The sequence below is a fragment of the Pseudomonas sp. GW823-FHT02C05 genome (assembly GCF_058797595.1).
The window spans coordinates 268,008-283,347 of sequence record NZ_JBXAJU010000001.1 but is presented as its reverse complement, the minus strand read 5'-3'; the positions used below and the strand labels follow the sequence as shown (position 1 = coordinate 283,347).

18 protein-coding genes are annotated in these 15,340 nt (G+C 67.6%); 9 read left to right on the top strand and 9 right to left on the bottom strand.

Annotation, left to right across the window (positions count from 1 at the left end; genetic code table 11):
* Positions 1 to 43 precede the first annotated feature (43 nt).
* Positions 44 to 1,000 carry a nucleoside-specific channel-forming protein Tsx gene (locus tag AC1RGE_RS01400; RefSeq protein ID WP_015635066.1) on the top strand — a complete coding sequence of 319 codons (957 nt, stop codon included), beginning with the start codon at positions 44 to 46 and terminating at the stop codon, positions 998 to 1,000.
* Between the two features lie 87 nt (positions 1,001 to 1,087).
* Positions 1,088 to 2,116, top strand: a complete 1,029-nt coding sequence (locus AC1RGE_RS01395; RefSeq protein WP_337153466.1) for a purine-nucleoside phosphorylase — start codon at positions 1,088 to 1,090, stop codon at positions 2,114 to 2,116.
* Between the two features lie 286 nt (positions 2,117 to 2,402).
* Here the strand turns inward: AC1RGE_RS01395 and AC1RGE_RS01390 are convergent, their stop codons facing one another.
* The 3 genes from AC1RGE_RS01390 to AC1RGE_RS01380 all read right to left on the bottom strand — a co-directional run bounded on the left by AC1RGE_RS01390 (position 2,403) and on the right by AC1RGE_RS01380 (position 4,744).
* On the bottom strand, positions 2,403 to 3,359 hold the full coding sequence (locus AC1RGE_RS01390) for a quinone oxidoreductase family protein (RefSeq protein WP_053157584.1): 957 nt from the start codon (positions 3,357 to 3,359) through the stop codon (positions 2,403 to 2,405).
* 41 nt (positions 3,360 to 3,400) lie between these two features.
* Positions 3,401 to 3,574 (bottom strand): DUF1427 family protein, encoded by a 174-nt coding sequence (locus AC1RGE_RS01385; RefSeq protein ID WP_015635062.1) that lies wholly within the window; start codon positions 3,572 to 3,574, stop codon positions 3,401 to 3,403.
* 396 nt (positions 3,575 to 3,970) lie between these two features.
* Positions 3,971 to 4,744, bottom strand: a complete 774-nt coding sequence (locus tag AC1RGE_RS01380) for an AraC family transcriptional regulator (RefSeq protein WP_011060570.1) — start codon at positions 4,742 to 4,744, stop codon at positions 3,971 to 3,973.
* 224 nt (positions 4,745 to 4,968) lie between these two features.
* Between AC1RGE_RS01380 and AC1RGE_RS01375 the strand changes: the two genes are divergently transcribed.
* The gene (locus tag AC1RGE_RS01375) at positions 4,969 to 5,196 is read left to right on the top strand and encodes a DUF6555 family protein (protein WP_011060569.1); all 228 of its coding nucleotides are present in this window, start codon (positions 4,969 to 4,971) and stop codon (positions 5,194 to 5,196) included.
* A 49-nt stretch (positions 5,197 to 5,245) separates the two neighbouring features.
* On the opposite strand, the gene AC1RGE_RS01370 is transcribed toward AC1RGE_RS01375, so the two are convergent.
* Complete coding sequence (locus AC1RGE_RS01370; protein ID WP_015635060.1) at positions 5,246 to 5,416, bottom strand: hypothetical protein; 171 nt, start codon at positions 5,414 to 5,416, stop codon at positions 5,246 to 5,248.
* Positions 5,417 to 5,548: 132 nt separating this feature from the next.
* Positions 5,549 to 6,316, bottom strand: a complete 768-nt coding sequence (glcC, locus tag AC1RGE_RS01365) for a transcriptional regulator GlcC (protein ID WP_011060568.1) — start codon at positions 6,314 to 6,316, stop codon at positions 5,549 to 5,551.
* Between the two features lie 231 nt (positions 6,317 to 6,547).
* Between glcC and glcD the strand changes: the two genes are divergently transcribed.
* Genes glcD through AC1RGE_RS01345 form a run of 4 tightly spaced genes read left to right on the top strand, consistent with a single transcriptional unit; the run spans position 6,548 to position 10,763 of the window.
* Entirely contained in the window at positions 6,548 to 8,047 is a 1,500-nt protein-coding gene (gene glcD / locus AC1RGE_RS01360) for a glycolate oxidase subunit GlcD (RefSeq protein ID WP_011060567.1), read from the top strand.
* Positions 8,047 to 9,111, top strand: a complete 1,065-nt coding sequence (gene glcE / locus AC1RGE_RS01355; RefSeq protein WP_072451394.1) for a glycolate oxidase subunit GlcE — start codon at positions 8,047 to 8,049, stop codon at positions 9,109 to 9,111. Before glcD ends, glcE begins: the two co-directional genes overlap by 1 nt.
* Positions 9,112 to 9,114: 3 nt before the next feature.
* On the top strand, positions 9,115 to 10,332 hold the full coding sequence (gene glcF / locus AC1RGE_RS01350) for a glycolate oxidase subunit GlcF (protein WP_346625257.1): 1,218 nt from the start codon (positions 9,115 to 9,117) through the stop codon (positions 10,330 to 10,332).
* Positions 10,333 to 10,355: 23 nt separating this feature from the next.
* Entirely contained in the window at positions 10,356 to 10,763 is a 408-nt protein-coding gene (locus AC1RGE_RS01345) for a heme-binding protein (protein WP_492583070.1), read from the top strand.
* A 7-nt stretch (positions 10,764 to 10,770) separates the two neighbouring features.
* Here the strand turns inward: AC1RGE_RS01345 and AC1RGE_RS01340 are convergent, their stop codons facing one another.
* Both AC1RGE_RS01340 and AC1RGE_RS01335 read right to left on the bottom strand, forming a co-directional pair.
* A complete protein-coding gene (locus AC1RGE_RS01340) occupies positions 10,771 to 11,223 on the bottom strand; it encodes a DMT family transporter (protein ID WP_011060563.1) in 453 nt (150 codons plus the stop codon).
* 2 nt (positions 11,224 to 11,225) lie between these two features.
* Positions 11,226 to 11,729 (bottom strand): DMT family transporter, encoded by a 504-nt coding sequence (locus AC1RGE_RS01335; protein ID WP_011060562.1) that lies wholly within the window; start codon positions 11,727 to 11,729, stop codon positions 11,226 to 11,228.
* 113 nt (positions 11,730 to 11,842) lie between these two features.
* Here AC1RGE_RS01335 and AC1RGE_RS01330 point away from each other — a divergent pair, with 113 nt between their 5' ends.
* Complete coding sequence (locus AC1RGE_RS01330; protein ID WP_011060561.1) at positions 11,843 to 12,787, top strand: LysR family transcriptional regulator; 945 nt, start codon at positions 11,843 to 11,845, stop codon at positions 12,785 to 12,787.
* A 74-nt stretch (positions 12,788 to 12,861) separates the two neighbouring features.
* Here AC1RGE_RS01330 and AC1RGE_RS01325 read toward each other — a convergent pair whose 3' ends face one another.
* On the bottom strand, positions 12,862 to 14,160 hold the full coding sequence (locus AC1RGE_RS01325) for an Nramp family divalent metal transporter (RefSeq protein ID WP_162470471.1): 1,299 nt from the start codon (positions 14,158 to 14,160) through the stop codon (positions 12,862 to 12,864).
* A 178-nt stretch (positions 14,161 to 14,338) separates the two neighbouring features.
* Between AC1RGE_RS01325 and AC1RGE_RS01320 the strand changes: the two genes are divergently transcribed.
* Positions 14,339 to 14,794, top strand: coding sequence for a thiol-disulfide oxidoreductase DCC family protein (locus AC1RGE_RS01320; protein WP_011060559.1), 456 nt, complete (start codon positions 14,339 to 14,341; stop codon positions 14,792 to 14,794).
* An 18-nt stretch (positions 14,795 to 14,812) separates the two neighbouring features.
* Here AC1RGE_RS01320 and AC1RGE_RS01315 read toward each other — a convergent pair whose 3' ends face one another.
* A complete protein-coding gene (locus AC1RGE_RS01315; RefSeq protein WP_011060558.1) occupies positions 14,813 to 15,340 on the bottom strand; it encodes a DUF3833 domain-containing protein in 528 nt (175 codons plus the stop codon).

Genomic DNA, 15,340 nt, shown 5'->3' with positions numbered 1-15,340 from the left:
GTCGAGCACAAGGGACTTCACACTGCAAGAACAGGGACTTTCCATGCTCAACCCTCTGCGACGCCATGCGTCCTGCCGTACCCTGGCTGTTTCGTTGTGGCTGGCCGGCGTTACGGGTCTACCCAGCGCCTTCGCCCAGCCCCCCGCCGCCCCGGCGGACGACTCGGCCCAGGGCGAAAGCCTGAGCGCCGATGTGCAACCGGCCAAACAGGGCGCCTACCTCTCCGACTGGTACAACCAGGACCTGATGCTCATCGGCAGCAAGGACATCAGCTTCGGCCCGCGCCCGGCAGACGACATCTACCTGGAATACGAATACTTCGGGCGCAAGGGCCCCTTCGAGCTGTACGGCTACATCGACCTGCCGAAGATCCTCGACATCGGCAACAGCCACGACAAGGGCATCTGGGACCACGGCTCGCCGCTGTTCATGGAGCACGAGCCGCGAATCTCCATCGACTACCTGGCCGGCCGCAGCCTGGCCATCGGCCCGTTCAAGGAGTGGTACGTGGCCTTCGACTGGATCTACGACCACGGTAGCCGCACCGCCAACCGCGCCAACACCCTGTACAGCGGCCTGGGCACCGACATTGACACCCATTCGCGGGTCAACCTCTCGGCCAACTTCTATGGCCGCTACCAGTGGGAAAACTACGGCGCCAGCAACGAATACTCCTGGGACGGCTACCGCGCCCAGCTGAAATACATCGTGCCCATCGACAGCTTCAGCAACGGTGCCTCGCTGACCTACATCGGCTTCACCAACTTCGATTTCGGCTCCGACCTGCACAAGGACAACCCGGCCCGCACCGCCAACGCCACGGTGGCCACCAACGTGCTGCTCTATTCCTTCACCCACCTGCGCTTCACCCTGGTGGGCCGCTACTTCCACAACGGCGGCAACTGGGAGGATGGCAGCGTGCTGAATTTCGGCGACGGCGAGTTCCGCGCCCGCTCCAATGGCTGGGGCTATTACGCCGGGGTTGGCTATCAGTTTTAAAGCAGCGGCAAGACAAGAGCGGTTGCGATGAGTTGCAACCTGGATCAGGCAGGATAAGCGCCGGTTAACGGCAGTCATGGAGGTTGTATGCGTGGGATTCAAAAGGTTTCGTGGGCAATGGGCTTGAGTGCACTGGTGGCTAGCGGCGCCTGGGCCAGTGAGGCACCGATCAAGCCCAAGGTGGTGCTGATCAGCATGTTCGCGCCGGAAGCGCAGCACTGGATCGAGCGCCTGGAGCTCAAGCGCGAGATTCGCGTGCCGGGGCTGGCGGCGGAGTACCCGAGCATTCGCTGCAATGACCGGGACGTGTGCCTGTTGACCACCGGCATGGGCCAGACCAACGCCGCGGCGTCAACCCTGGCGCTGGCCCTGTCGCCGAAGTTCGACCTGCGCAAAAGCTATTTCCTGATTGCCGGGATCGCCGGCATCAGCCCCCAGCACGGCACCATCGGCACCGCCGCCTGGGCCCATTACCTAGTGGAGTTCGGCACCCAGTGGGAAATCGACTCCCGGGATGCGCCCGAGGGCTGGCCCACCGGCTACCTGGGGATCAACACCAAGGGCCCCAACGAAAAACCGCCCCTGGACTACAAGACCGAAGTCTTCGAGCTGAACCCCAAGCTCCAGGCCAAGGCCTTCGCCCTGAGCCGCAACGTGGCCCTGAGCGAGAGCAAGGAGTCGGCGGCCTGGCGCCTGAAATACCCCAAGGCCCCGGCCAACCAGCCACCGGTGGTGACCCGTTGCGACACCCTGGCGGGCAACACCTGGTTTTCCGGCACCCGCCTGAGCGAACGGGCGGAGGTCTGGACCCGCTTGCTGACCGACAACAAAGGCACCTATTGCACCACCCAGCAGGAAGACAACTCCACCTACGAAGCCTTGCTGCGGGCCAGCCGCGAGGGCCTGCTGGACATTCAGCGCCTGGCGGTGGTGCGCGCCGGTTCCGACTTCGACCGCCCGGCCCCGGGGGCCAGCGAAGTGGACAACCTGCTCAAGTACGCCGACCAGGGCGGCTTTGTCCCGGCCCTGGAGAACCTCTACCGGGCCGGCAATCCGCTGGTGCAGGACATCCTCGGCAACTGGTCGGCCTGGGAAAAGGGCGTGCCCGAGACCTGATTTCTCTCCCGGGAGCGGCCAGGCGGCGTTCCGCTTGCCGGCGAAGTCGATCTCTGGGCCCTCTTCCCCAGCAAGCTGGCTCCTACACAGGACACACAGCGCGCGCATCCCCCGTAGGAGCCGGCTTGCCGGCGAAGGCGATCTCAAGGGCCCCTTCGCCAGCAAGCTGGCTCCTACACAGGACACACGGCGCACGCATCCCCCGTAGGAGCCGGCTTGCCGGCGAAGGCGATCTCAGGGCCCCTTCGCCAGCAAGCGGGCTCCTACGCAGGGATGGCCGCTGCGCTCAGGGGATGAGGATAATTTTTTCGCCGCGCCCCTGGTTCACTTCGGCATAACGCTCCAGCCCCCGCTCCAGCGGCGATTCCACCAGGCCTTCCGGCAGCGGCAGCAGGCCTTCATCGAAATAGCGGCCGAACTGCTCCAGCATCGCCGCGCACGCCTCTACGCCATACAACAGCGAGTTGATCCCCACCACCGAGCCCCCCTTGCGGTACAGCGCCAGAGCCGGCAGTTGCACATGGCCGTCCACCGGGGCGGCGATGATGGCGATGCGGCCAAAGGTGGCCAGGGCCGGCACCGAGGCCGGCAGCCAGAAGCCGGTGGTGTCGAAGATCACCTCGGCACCGCCGGCATAGACTTCGGCCACCTGGGCCGCCAGGGTTTCCGGCTGTTGCAGGTGCAGGGTCGGGTAGCCCTGGGCTTCAAGCGCCTGGACCTGCTCCACCCGGCGCGCCGCCGCCAGCACCCGGGCGCCGCGCACCTTGGCCAGGGCCAGGGCCGCCGAGGCCACCGCGCCGCCGCCGATCACCAGCAGCCGGGTGCCACGGGCTACGCCACTGCGCTCCAGGGCATCCCAGGCTGTGGTGTAGGGCACCCCGAGGCTTGCGGCCTGGGCAAAGCTCAGGTGCCGTGGCTTGCGGGCCACGCCCTGGGCGGACAGCACCACGTACTGGGCATGGCTGCCGTCGGCGAAGAAGCCCAGCTCCTTGCCGGTGCCCCAGACTTCCTGGCCCAGCAGTTGCGCCGGCCCCTGCTCCACCACCCCGGCAAAGTCCCGCCCGGGCACCCGCGGCAGTGTGGTGTAGGGAAAGCGCCCGAGGACGTTCTTCACATCACTGGGGTTGAGGCCCGCGGCCTTGATGCGCACCAGCACCTGGCCAGCACCCGGTACCGGGGTGGGCAGGTCCACTACGTGCAGGGCCGCGAGGTCGCCGGTGGCGGAAAATTGCAGTGCTTTCATCGTCGGTTCCATGAGTCGGGGGAGAAAGGAAAAATGCGTGTTCAGGACAGCCAGCTCCCGAGCAACTGGCGCCCCAGGGGCCACAACTGCTCACCGCCGAGCATGCCCAAGAGGCCAACCAGGGCAATTGCCGGCGGCGCCGGAGAACGCACCTGCAAGGCGCCGTAAAGCAGGCCGACCAACAGGCCGGCGGCCAGGGAAATCAGGTAGTTCATGCTGCGCTCCAGAGGCCGTGCGGCTCATGCCGGGGTGAAGTGGCGTGTGCGGCACAGTCTAGGTGGCACGGTCCCGCGGCATCGGCCAAGTGCTTCAGGATTTCGGCCAAGGCCGAAACCCTGGCGGTCGCTTGGCTGGCGTCCGCCTGATGCACATCCGGCGCTCTCCGGATCTTCACGTCTCCTGCGGAGCCGTTCGTTCGAACGCGGCCCGAGCCTGCGGCAGCGGCTACACGACGCCAGGCAGTCCCTGTAGCCGCTGCTGAGCCTGCGAAGCTGCGAAAAGGACCGAAGGGCCTTGCTTGGCGATATCCCGACGAACCTATGGCGGCTTTGAGATTGCCGCGTCTCCTGCGGAGCCGTTCGTCCGAACGCGGCCCGAGCCTGTGGCAGCGGCTACACCTGGTTGGCGCTGGCGTACTGGGAAGGCGCGACACCCAGTTCCCGGCGGAACATGTCGCTGAAGCTGCTGGGGGAATAACCCAGCTCCCGGGCAATGCGGCTCACCGGTACACCCTGGATCAGCTCCGCGGCAGCGGTGGCCAGTTGCACCTGGCGCCGCCATTCGGCAAAGCCCACGCCCAACTGCTCCTTGAACAGCCGCGCCAGGGTGCGCACGCTGGCCCCCGCCGCATCGGCGTGCTGTTCAAAGGAGATGGCCAGGGACGGCGCCGCCATCACCGCCTGGCACAGGCTGCCCAGGCGCCGGTCGGAGGCGTCCGGCAGGGCTATCTTCAATTGCGAGCGGTGAGCCCGGCGCAGTTCCAGCAGGGCCAGCCCCACCAGCGCCTCGTAGTACTCCGGCTGCGGCGGGTCGAGTTCCACCAGGCGCACGATCAATTCGCGCAGCAGGTTGTCCACCTGCAGCACCTGGACGCTGGGGTCCAGGGTCGCCGCCAGGGACGGGCGCAAGTAGATGTTGCGCATCTGCAGGTCGCTGACCACGCGAATCCCGTGGCTCACCCCCGGCGGCAACCACACCGCGCGCTGGGGCGGCACCACCAGGGCTTCATGGGGCGTCTCGACCCACATCACCCCGCTCATGGCGTAGAGCAACTGGCCCCAATCGTGTTCATGGGGCTCGATGAACAAGCCCCGCGGATAGGTGCGGGCCAGGGGTTGCACCGGGATCGCGGGGTCGCTGAGGTCGGGGGGTGCGGCTAGGGCCATGGCAAGGTCGCGGCAGGTCGGCGGGCGCCCATGGTAACCAGCCGCCCGGGGCGCCGCCAACCGCTGCCGCGCCCATCCGGATGAAGGCCTGGGCGCCGCTCGGGAATCCATTCGGATAGAGCGGCTGGCGGCCCATGACCGTCGGTAGCCCGGACGGACAATCAGAGTGAATTTTTCCGCCGCCCCAGGATCACTAAAAGATCACAGGGAGGAACAAAGGCTTTATGAACAACGCAAAACTTTTCGTCATCGAATACACCCTCCACGGCGCCCCCAAGTCCTTCATCATCCGCCAGGAAAAGATGGACAACGCCGAGGCCTGGCACTGGGCCAGTTGCGACGCTGGAGTGGGTCGGATAGGACGTTTCGGCCGCGAACGGGTGAAGAAGACCAGCAAGCCCATGGCCGAAAAGTTCGGTATCGAAAACGTCACCTGGCGCCCTTCGGTCTAGGACGCAGCAACGCGGGTGGAGCCGCACGGCCCCACCCGCCGATCCCCCCTCAGCCGTGGGCGCCCTTGGCGCATTTGCAGCCTTCGGTGGAAGCGCAAGGCTCGCCGTGGGCGTGATGGTCGGCGCACGCCTGGCAGCAGTAGTGCTTACCGTGACGGACGATGGCATGGGCGCCCAGCTTGCAGGTGCAGGCCGGGCAGGCACAGGTTTGCGTGGACATGGCATGGCTCCTAGGGTTCAAGGCTCGGGCCTTTGGGCGGGTGCTTCACCGAGCGCCCCGCTCGGGCCGAGTCCCCACAGGTTAGGCCAAGGCACCGCCCGGCCAGGGCGCACGCGACTGATGGTCGGCCCCTCACTCCCAGCCCTGCAAACGCAAGGTAGCGCGCACCAGCCGCTGTTCTTCGTCCTCGATGTCCCTGAGGTTGCGGGCAATGCCCTGGATATGCGCCACCGCCGCCTTGCGCGCCTGTTCCGGCAGGCGCCCGGTGACTGCGTTGTACAGCCGCGCATGCTGGCGGTCGATCTGGCGCTTGGGCGCCGGGCGGTGATAGAGGTTGTTGACCGAGGCGAACACCGAGTTCAGCAGCAGGTCGGTGAGCGAGCCCAGGGTCTGCACCAGCACCGGGTTGTGCGAGGCCTCGCAGATCGCCAGGTGAAAGGCGTGGTCCAGGCGCGCCAGGGCGGCGGGCTCCAGGGCCTGTTCATGGGCCTGCAGCAGGGCCTGGTAGGCGCGCTCGATCAGCACGAAATCCGCTTCGGTGCCGCGCAGGGCCGCCAGCCGCGCCGACTCGCCTTCAAGCAGGCTGCGCACTTCCAGCAGGTCGTAGAGGGTGCGGGGCTGGGAGCTGAACAGATGCATCAGCGGCGACTGCGCCGCCGGGGCCGACAGTTGCGCCACCTGGGAGCCGCGGCCCTGTCGAGTGTCGATGATGCCCCGCGCCCGCAGCAGTTTCAGGCCCTCGCGCAGAGCCGTGCGCGAAACCCCGAGCTTGGCCGTCAGGCGCCGTTCCGAGGGCAGCAACTGGCCGGTCTTGAATACCCCGTCGACGATCAGCCGCTCGATCCGTGCGCAGACCAGGTCCGCCACCTGGGGCCGACGCCCCGCTTGCGTGTCCTGCATGCTTCCTCCCACTGGTATGACCAGCCCTGTGCCATTTGTCCGGCTATTTCCGCGCGCCCGCCAAGCTTTTGAAAAACCTGATCTTTCGGAAAAACCCCGGCCTGCCCTGGAAAACAAAGTGGTTCGACCACTGCTAACGCACATGGACACTAAAGCCCGCCGGGCCAATCATGCAAGGCAGCCGTACAGCATTCGCGACCTGATAAAAACCACACAAGGTCCTTAGCCGCCATGACGATTCTCTACGACGAACGCCTCGATGGCGCCCTGCCCGACGTCGACCGCCAGGCCCTGATCCAGGCCCTGCGCCAGCAGCTACCGGAGCTGGAGCTGCTGGACCAGGAGCAACAGCTCAAACCCTACGAATGCGATGGCCTGAGCGCCTACCGCAGCACGCCGATGCTGGTGGCCCTGCCCCGGCACCTGGACCAGGTGCAGCGCATCCTGCAGATCTGCCACGCCCACCGGGTGCCGGTGGTGGCCCGGGGCGCCGGCACGGGCCTGTCCGGTGGCGCCCTGCCCCTGGAAAAGGGCCTGCTGCTGGTGATGGCGCGCTTCAAGGAAATCCTCCAGATCGACCCCGCCGCCCGTTGCGCCCGGCTCCAGCCCGGGGTGCGCAACCTGGCGATCTCCCAGGCCGCCGCGCCCTTCGGCCTGTACTACGCCCCCGACCCCTCTTCGCAGATCGCCTGTTCGATTGGCGGCAATGTCGCGGAAAACGCCGGCGGCGTGCATTGTCTGAAATACGGCCTGACCGTGCACAACCTGCTCAAGGTCCAGATGCTCAGCGTCGAAGGCCAGCCCCTGACCCTGGGCAGCGAGGCCCTGGACGCGCCGGGCTTCGACCTGCTGGCGCTGTTCACCGGCTCCGAAGGCCTGCTGGGGGTGATCACCGAAGTCACGGTCAAGCTACTGCCCAAGCCGCAGATCGCCAAGGTGCTGCTGGCGGCCTTCGACTCGGTGGAAGCCGCCGGCCGCGCCGTGGCCGACATCATTGCCGCGGGCATCATCCCCGGCGGCCTGGAGATGATGGACAACCTGGCGATCCGCGCCGCCGAGGATTTCATCCATGCCGGCTACCCGGTGGACGCCGAGGCCATCCTGCTGTGCGAGCTGGACGGCGTGGAAGCCGATGTCCACGACGATTGCGAGCGGGTGCGCCAGGTGCTGGAACGGGCCGGCGCCAGCGAGGTGCGCCTGGCCCGGGACGAGGCCGAGCGCGTGCGTTTCTGGGCCGGGCGCAAGAACGCCTTCCCGGCGGTGGGGCGCTTGTCCCCGGACTACTACTGCATGGACGGCACCATTCCCCGCCGCGAGCTGCCGGGGGTGCTGCGGGGCATCGCCCGCCTGGCCGACGAACACCAGCTGCGGGTGGCCAACGTGTTCCATGCCGGCGACGGCAACATGCACCCCTTGATCCTGTTCGACGCCAACCAGCCCGGCGAGCTTGAGCGGGCCGAGGCCCTGGGGGGCAAGATCCTCGAACTGTGCGTGGCAGTGGGCGGTAGCATCACCGGCGAACACGGGGTGGGCCGGGAGAAAATCAACCAGATGTGCGCCCAGTTCAACCACCACGAGCTGACCCTGTTCCACGCCATCAAGGCGGCCTTCGACCCCAGCGGCCTGCTCAACCCGGGGAAGAACATCCCGACCCTGCACCGCTGCGCCGAATTTGGCGCCATGCACATCCACCACGGGCAACTGCCCTTCCCCGAACTGGAGCGATTCTGATGAACGTGGCCAGCGATTTCGACGCCGCCGAGACCTTGCTGGAACAGGTGCGCGATGCCTTGGCGAGCGACACCGCGCTGCGCATCCAGGGTTCCAACAGCAAAGCCTTTCTCGGCCGCGAGAGTGCCGGGGAAATACTCGATACCCGCAGCCATCGCGGCATCGTCAGCTACGACCCCACGGAGCTGGTGATCAGCGCCCGGGCCGGTACGCCGCTCGCCGAGCTGCACGCCACCCTGGACGCCGCCGGGCAGATGCTGCCCTGCGAACCGCCGTCCTTCGGCGCGGGCGCGACCCTGGGCGGCATGCTCGCCAGCGGCCTGTCCGGGCCGCGCCGGCCCTGGGCCGGGGCGGTGCGCGATTTCGTCCTCGGCACCCGGGTCATCAGCGGCAGCGGCCAACACCTGCGGTTTGGCGGCGAGGTGATGAAGAACGTCGCCGGCTATGACCTGTCACGGCTGATGGCCGGCAGCTACGGCTGCCTGGGGCTGGTCACCGAGGTCTCGCTGAAGGTCCTGCCCAAGCCCCGGCAATGCCTGAGCCTGAGCCTGGAAATGGACCGCCAGCGGGCCCTCGCCCAGCTTGCCGAATGGGGCCAGCAGCCCTTGCCCATCAGCGCCGCCTGCCATGACGGCGAACGCCTGCACCTACGCCTGGAGGGCGGTGAAGGCTCGGTGGCGGCGGCCCATGACCGGCTCGGCGGCGAGCCCCTGGACCCGGGCTACTGGAGCCAGCTCAACGAGCAGCAACTGGACTTCTTCAACCCCGGCCCGCCGCTGTGGCGCCTGTCGGTGCCGCACAACACGCCGCTGCTGCCCCTGCCCGGCGAACAACTGCTGGACTGGGGCGGCGCCCAGCGCTGGCTGAAGACCGATGCCACGGCCGCCGACATCCGCGCCGTTGTCAGCGCCGTTGGCGGCCACGCCAGCTGCTACAGCCACGGCCTGCTGGACAGCCCGTTCCAGCCCCTGGCGCCGACCCTGCTGCACTACCACCAGCGCCTCAAGGCCCAGCTGGACCCGCAAGGGATCTTCAACCCCGGCCGACTCTACGCGGAGCTCTAGACCATGCAGACCACCCTCAGCCCCGAGGCCCGGCAACTGCCCCGGGCCGCCGAAGCCGAGCGCATCCTGCGCAGTTGCGTGCATTGCGGCTTCTGCAACGCCACCTGCCCCACCTACCAGTTGCAGGGCGATGAGCTGGACGGCCCGCGGGGGCGCATCTACCTGATCAAGCAGGTGCTCGAAGGCGCCCCGGCCACCGCCCAGACGCAGCAGCACCTGGACCGCTGCCTGTCGTGCCGCAACTGCGAAAGCACCTGCCCTTCCGGGGTCGACTACCACAACCTGCTGGACATCGGCCGCGCCGCGGTGGATGCCGCCCTGCCCCGGCCCGCCGGCCAGCAATTGTTGCGCCGCGGCCTGCGGGCACTGAGCGCCAACCCGCAGCTGTTCAAGGCCCTGATCCATGGCGGTAGCCGCCTGCGCCCGCTATTGCCCCAGGCCCTGCAGGACAAGCTGCCGCGCCAGGTGCCCAGCGCCAAACCGCGTCCGCCCATGCGCCATGCACGGCGCGTGCTGCTGCTCGAAGGCTGCGTGCAGCCGGGGCTGTCACCCAATACCAACGCCGCCGCAGCGCGGGTCCTGGATCGCCTGGGCATCAGCGTGCAACCGGTCAGCGAGGCCGGCTGCTGCGGCGCGGTGGACTATCACCTGGATGCCCAGCAAGCCGGTCTGCAGCGCGCCCGGCGCAATATCGACGCCTGGTGGCCGCACCTGCAACTGGGGGCCGAAGCCATCGTCCAGACCGCCAGCGGCTGCGGCGCCTTCATCAAGGATTACCAGCACCTGCTGGCCCATGACCCGGCCTACCGCAGCAAGGCCCAGCGCGTCAGTGCCCTGGCCCGGGACCTGGTGGAAGTGCTGCGGGACGAACCCCTGGAACAGCTCGGCGCCCACAGCGACCAGCGCCTGGCCTTCCACTGCCCCTGCACCCTGCAGCACGCGCAGAAGCTCGGCGGCGCCGTGGAACGCCTGCTGCAACGCCTGGGTTTTCACCTCACCGCGGTGCCCGACAGCCACTTGTGCTGCGGTTCGGCGGGCACCTATTCGCTGACCCAGCCGACGCTGGCGCGGCAACTGCGGGACGACAAGCTGCAGGCCCTGGAAAGCGGCCAGCCGGACCTCATTGCCACCGCCAATATCGGCTGCCAGAGCCACCTCGACGGCGCCGGCCGGACCCCGGTACGGCACTGGATCGAAGTGCTGGAAGCCGCCCTGCCCTGAACCTCACGCCCCTGGAGCTCGCCATGCAGCACAAAGCCGTACTGGGTCAAGACGAAGTCCGCCGCATCCTCGCCGCCGCCCGCGCCGAGGCCCAGCGCCACCGGTGGGCGGTGAGCATCGCCGTGGTCGACGACGGCGGCCATCCCCTGGCCCTGGAACGCCTCGACGGCTGCGCGCCGATCAGTGCCTATATCGCCACCGAAAAGGCCCGCACCGCGGCCCTCGGCCGGCGCGAAACCAAGGCCTACGAGGACATGGTCAATGGCGGGCGCAGCGCCTTTCTCTCGGCGCCGCTGCTCACCTCCCTGGAAGGCGGCGTGCCGATCCGCGTCGGCGGCCAGGTGGTCGGCGCGGTGGGGGTTTCCGGGGTCAAGTCCGGTGAAGACGCCCAGGTGGCACTGGCTGGCGCCGCGTGCCTGGAGCGCGATTGAAGCGGGTTCAGGCGCGGCGCACGCTGCTGCGGTACATGAACAGCAGCGCCAGGGCCAGGCACAGCATCGCCAGCAGGCGGCTGGGCGACAGTTCGATGGCCGGGTTGCCGAACCAGCCGAAGTTGTCGATCAGCATGCCCATGCCCAACTGCCCGAGAATCACCGCCACCGTGGCCACCGCAGTGCCGACCCGGGGCACGGCCCCCACCATCACCAGCATGTAGACCACGCCGAACAACGCGCCGGTCAGTTGCCATTTCGGCGCCTGCAGCAGGCTCATCGCCTGGGGCGGCTGGAAAAACACGATCAGCAGCCCGGTGATCAGGGCACCCACGGCAAAGGTCAGCAGGCTGCTGCGCAACACACCGACGCTTTCTCCCAGGCGGCCATTGATCGCCGCCTGCACACTCAGCACCGCACCGGCGGCCACCACCACAACCAGCAATAGAAACAGATTCATCTTCAACCTCGGGCAATCAGGATCAGGGCCAGCACAATCAGCGCCAGGGCCAGCCAGCGTTCGGCATTGACCGGCTTGCGGGCACTGCCGAACCAGCCGAAATGGTCGATCAGCACGCTTTTGCCCACCTGCCCGGAAAGGATCGCGATCATGGTCATGGCAATGCCGATATGGGGCGTGGCCAACGTCAGCACCACCACGTAGATCGGCCCCAGCACCCCGCCCAGCAACTGCCAGCGCGGCAACTGGCTGAAGGCCGGGCCGGGCTGCGGGCCGCTGAACAACAGCAGCAGCAACAGCAGCGCCGTGCCCACGCCGAAGATGCTCAGGGTCGCCCACAGATGGCCCACCTGGCTCCCCAGCGGGCCCAGCAGACCGGCCTCCACCGACAGGCCCATGCCCGCCAGGATCACCAGCGGCAACAGCATCAGACGCTGCCAGCCGGCAGCGGGTACAGCGCTCGCCACCGGGTTGGGCAGCGGTACTTCTATGGTTTCAGAGGACATGCAACACCTGCTCGACATCAAGGAATGGCCGGCATTATCGATTGCGCAAGCTTTGCGATAAATGGGAGCATGCCGACAACACCTTTGCGCAAAACGCACAGCAGGATCGACCCATGCACGGCTTCAACGACCTCGGTTTCAAGGCCCTGCGCCTATTTATCGCCGTGCTCGACCAGGGCAGTTTTTCTGCCGTGGCGCGCCGCGAGGGGCTGGCGCCCTCGTCCATTTCACGGCAGATCCAACTGATGGAACAGGCCCTGGGCCAGCAGTTGCTCTACCGCCACACCCGCGCCGTCAGCCCCACCGAGGCCGGGCGCCTGTTGGGGCACCACGCGCGGCGGGTGCTGGCGCAGTGGGAGGAAGCCGAACAGGCGTTGCAGGAACAGCAAGACGAGCCGGCCGGGCTGGTGCGGATCAACGCCCCGGTGGTCTTTGGCCAGCGCCACCTGTCGCCCTGGCTCGGTGAACTGCACGGGCGCTACCCGAAGCTGCAGCTGGATATCCAGCAGACCGACCGCTACATCGACCCCTTGCAGGACGGCACTGACCTGCTGTTTCGCATCGGCACCCTGGAAGACTCCTCGATGCAGGCGCGCCTGCTGGCCCCGCAGCGCTACCGGGTAGCGGCCAGCCCGGCGTACCTGGCCCGGCACGGCACCCCGCAGCACCCGGAGCAACTGCAGCGGCACCAGTGCCTGGCCTACAAGGGCGAGACCGGCCAGCAGCGCTGGTTCTTCCGCCAGGGCCGGGCAGACTGGACGCCCTACAGCGTCAAGGGCCCGCTGACCGGCAACCACGCCGACACCCTGACCCAGGCCGCCGAACAGGGCCTGGGGCTGGTGATGTTCCCTTCCTGGCTGATTGGCGAAGCCCTGCACCAGGGCCGGCTGGTGGCGCTGTTCGAAGACTTCGACGTGGCCACCAGCCTCGAACCGCAACAGATCGCCGCCCTCTGGCCCGGCAGCCGACGGCTGTCAGTGAAAGTGCGCACGGTGATCGACTTCTTCGTCGAGAAATTCGGCCCCGAGCCCTACTGGGACCGCCGCCCCGCCCCGTAGGAGCTGGCTTGCCAGCGAAGGCGGCAGCAAGGCTTGTGCAGAGTCCAAGGGCCCCTTCGCCGGCAAGCCGGCTCCTACAGGGCCATTTGCAGGATCAGCCAGGCATTGGCCGCGCCGATGATGGCGAACAGGCTCCAGGCGAGGATCCGGGTCGGCCAGCGGTTGACGAACTCGCCCATCAGGCGCCGGTCGTTGGTCATGCGGATCAGCGGGTACAGGGCGAACGGCAGTTGCAGGCTGAGCACCACCTGGCTCAGCACCAGCAACTGGCCCACGGCGCCGTCACCCAGCAGCCAGACGCCGATGAACGCCGGGATCAGGGCCAGCCCACGGGTGATCAGGCGCCGCTGCCAGCAGGGAATCCGCAGGTTCAGGTAACCCTCCATGATCACTTGCCCGGCAATGGTCCCGGTGAAGGTCGAGCTCTGCCCCGAAGCCAGCAGCGCCACGCCGAACAGCACGCTGGCCAGGGCCCCGCCCACCAGCGGGTCGAGCAGGTGGTAGGCGTCCTGGATCTCCACCACATCGCTGTGGCCGGTGTTGTGGAAGGCCGCGGCGGCGAGGATCAGGATCGCCGCGTTCACCAGCAGCGCCAGGGCCAGCGAGCCGATGGTGTCGATCCGCGCCAGCTTGATGGCGTCGGCGCGGCTGGCGCGGTCGTTGCCCACCAGCCGGGTTTGCACGACGGAGGTGTGCAGGTAGAGGTTGTGGGGCATGACCGTGGCGCCGAGGATGCCGATGGCCAGGTACAGCGGCGCGGCGTCGCCGATGGCCGAGAGCGAGGGTACAAAGCCCCGGGCCACGTCCGGCCAGTAGGGCTTGATCAGCAGCAGCTCGATGAAGAAGCACACGCCAATGGTCGCCACCAGCGCCAGCATGATCGCCTCCAGCCGGCGGAAGCCGCGGTTCTGCAGGGCCAGCACCAGCAGGGTGTCGAAGGCGGTGATGACGATCCCGGTGCTCAGGGACACCCCCAGCAGCAGGTGGAACGCCAGGGCGCAGCCCAGCACTTCGGCCAGGTCGGTGGCGATGATCGAAACCTCTGCCAGCAGCCACTGGGTACGCGCCGAACGGGTGCTGTAGCGCTCGCGGCAGAGCTGGGCCAGGTCGCGCCCGGTGGCGATCCCCAGGCGTGAACACAGGCACTGCACCGCCATCCCCGCCAGGCTCGCCAGCAGCACCACGAACAGCAGGTTGTAGCCGTAGCGCGAGCCGGCCTCGATGGCCGTGGCCCAGTTGCCGGGGTCCATGTAGCCGATGGAAATCAGCAGCCCGGGGCCGGCAAAGCGCAGCAGGCGGCGCCACAGGGAAGCGCCGGGGTCGACGGCGACGGAACCCGCCACCTCCGGCGGGCAAAAGGGCGCGGTGGCGATTTTCGGCAAGCTGAATTTCACGGATATTTCCCAGGCGGATTGGCGCAGGGGCCCAGCTTAGACGTTTCAATGCGGGCACCCAAGCCTGAATTTACCCCGCCAAGGCGAGTATGCTGCGCAGGTTGTGCCCTGCGCCGAAACCTTCGGCAGTGAGTATTTTCTGGCCCAAGGTAGCCCTGTGAACAGCACTGCGACGCCCCCCGAACCTCTGCCCCCTTTCCTGCAACCCGGCGACCGGGTGCTGCTGTTCGATGGCGTGTGCAAGCTGTGCAATGCCTCGGTGCGCTTCGTCATCCGCCACGACAGCCAGCGGCGGATCAAGCTGGCCTCGGTGCAATCGCCCCAGGGCCAGGCGCTGCTGGCCTGGTTCGGCCTGCCCACCGAACAGTTCGACAGCGTGGTGCTGATCGAGGAAGGCCGGCTGTCCCAGCGCTCCGATGCGTTTATCCGCCTGATGGCGCAACTGCCGGCGCCCTGGCGCTGGCTGCGGCTGTTGCGCGGGGTTCCCCGGCCGCTGCGGGATTGGGTCTACGACCTTATTGCGCGCAATCGCTATCGGTTGTTCGGCCGTCTCGACGTCTGTTTACTGCCGAGCCCGGATCACCAGGGGCGCTTTCTCGACGACCCGTCCTGAGGCCCCGACCCGGCCCGATCAGCCGGGCTGACGCCGGAAGAACAGCGTCACCTGCCCGAGCTCGAAGCCGAACTTGGTCATGTAGGAACGATTGGCCAGGGTGTTTTCGTCCAACAGGTACATCCAGTCGTCGAAGTGCACCTGGTAGGTCTTGCCATCCACCGGCAGGTTGAGCACGTAGCGCCAGCGCAGGGCATTGCCGGCGACCTCACCCCGGGCCTCGCCGACCACATCGTCGGCGGTCCCGCGCCACAGGCCGGGCCCCGCGGGGACCAGGGTCCAGACCCGGGTCTGGCGGGTGCCGTCGCTGTAGGTGAAGTCTTCGTGCATGATGAATTTCTCGCCTTCGCTGCGGCTGTCGATCTGCACATGAAAGCGCTTGATCACCTCGCCGGAGCGCTTCTGGAACAGGCCCCAGGCCTCGACACGACCCTTGAAGAACTGCCGCAGTTCCAGCTCGGGCTTCTGGTCACGGTACTGCTTGACGTCGGTGTCGCTGCATGCGACCAGGCCGAGGCACAGCACTAACAAGTATTGCTTGAGCAT

Bases quoted from the DNA above. Each gene is read 5' to 3' on its own strand.
- AC1RGE_RS01400 (WP_015635066.1), top strand. From the start codon at position 44: ATGCTCAACCCTCTGCGACGCCATGCGTCCTGCCGTACCCTGGCTGTT.
- AC1RGE_RS01395 (WP_337153466.1), top strand. From the start codon at position 1,088: ATGCGTGGGATTCAAAAGGTTTCGTGGGCAATGGGCTTGAGTGCACTG.
- AC1RGE_RS01390 (WP_053157584.1), bottom strand. From the start codon at position 3,359: ATGAAAGCACTGCAATTTTCCGCCACCGGCGACCTCGCGGCCCTGCAC.
- AC1RGE_RS01385 (WP_015635062.1), bottom strand. From the start codon at position 3,574: ATGAACTACCTGATTTCCCTGGCCGCCGGCCTGTTGGTCGGCCTGCTT.
- AC1RGE_RS01380 (WP_011060570.1), bottom strand. From the start codon at position 4,744: ATGGCCCTAGCCGCACCCCCCGACCTCAGCGACCCCGCGATCCCGGTG.
- AC1RGE_RS01375 (WP_011060569.1), top strand. From the start codon at position 4,969: ATGAACAACGCAAAACTTTTCGTCATCGAATACACCCTCCACGGCGCC.
- AC1RGE_RS01370 (WP_015635060.1), bottom strand. From the start codon at position 5,416: ATGTCCACGCAAACCTGTGCCTGCCCGGCCTGCACCTGCAAGCTGGGC.
- glcC (WP_011060568.1), bottom strand. From the start codon at position 6,316: ATGCAGGACACGCAAGCGGGGCGTCGGCCCCAGGTGGCGGACCTGGTC.
- glcD (WP_011060567.1), top strand. From the start codon at position 6,548: ATGACGATTCTCTACGACGAACGCCTCGATGGCGCCCTGCCCGACGTC.
- glcE (WP_072451394.1), top strand. From the start codon at position 8,047: ATGAACGTGGCCAGCGATTTCGACGCCGCCGAGACCTTGCTGGAACAG.
- glcF (WP_346625257.1), top strand. From the start codon at position 9,115: ATGCAGACCACCCTCAGCCCCGAGGCCCGGCAACTGCCCCGGGCCGCC.
- AC1RGE_RS01345 (WP_492583070.1), top strand. From the start codon at position 10,356: ATGCAGCACAAAGCCGTACTGGGTCAAGACGAAGTCCGCCGCATCCTC.
- AC1RGE_RS01340 (WP_011060563.1), bottom strand. From the start codon at position 11,223: ATGAATCTGTTTCTATTGCTGGTTGTGGTGGTGGCCGCCGGTGCGGTG.
- AC1RGE_RS01335 (WP_011060562.1), bottom strand. From the start codon at position 11,729: ATGTCCTCTGAAACCATAGAAGTACCGCTGCCCAACCCGGTGGCGAGC.
- AC1RGE_RS01330 (WP_011060561.1), top strand. From the start codon at position 11,843: ATGCACGGCTTCAACGACCTCGGTTTCAAGGCCCTGCGCCTATTTATC.
- AC1RGE_RS01315 (WP_011060558.1), bottom strand. From the start codon at position 15,340: ATGCTCAAGCAATACTTGTTAGTGCTGTGCCTCGGCCTGGTCGCATGC.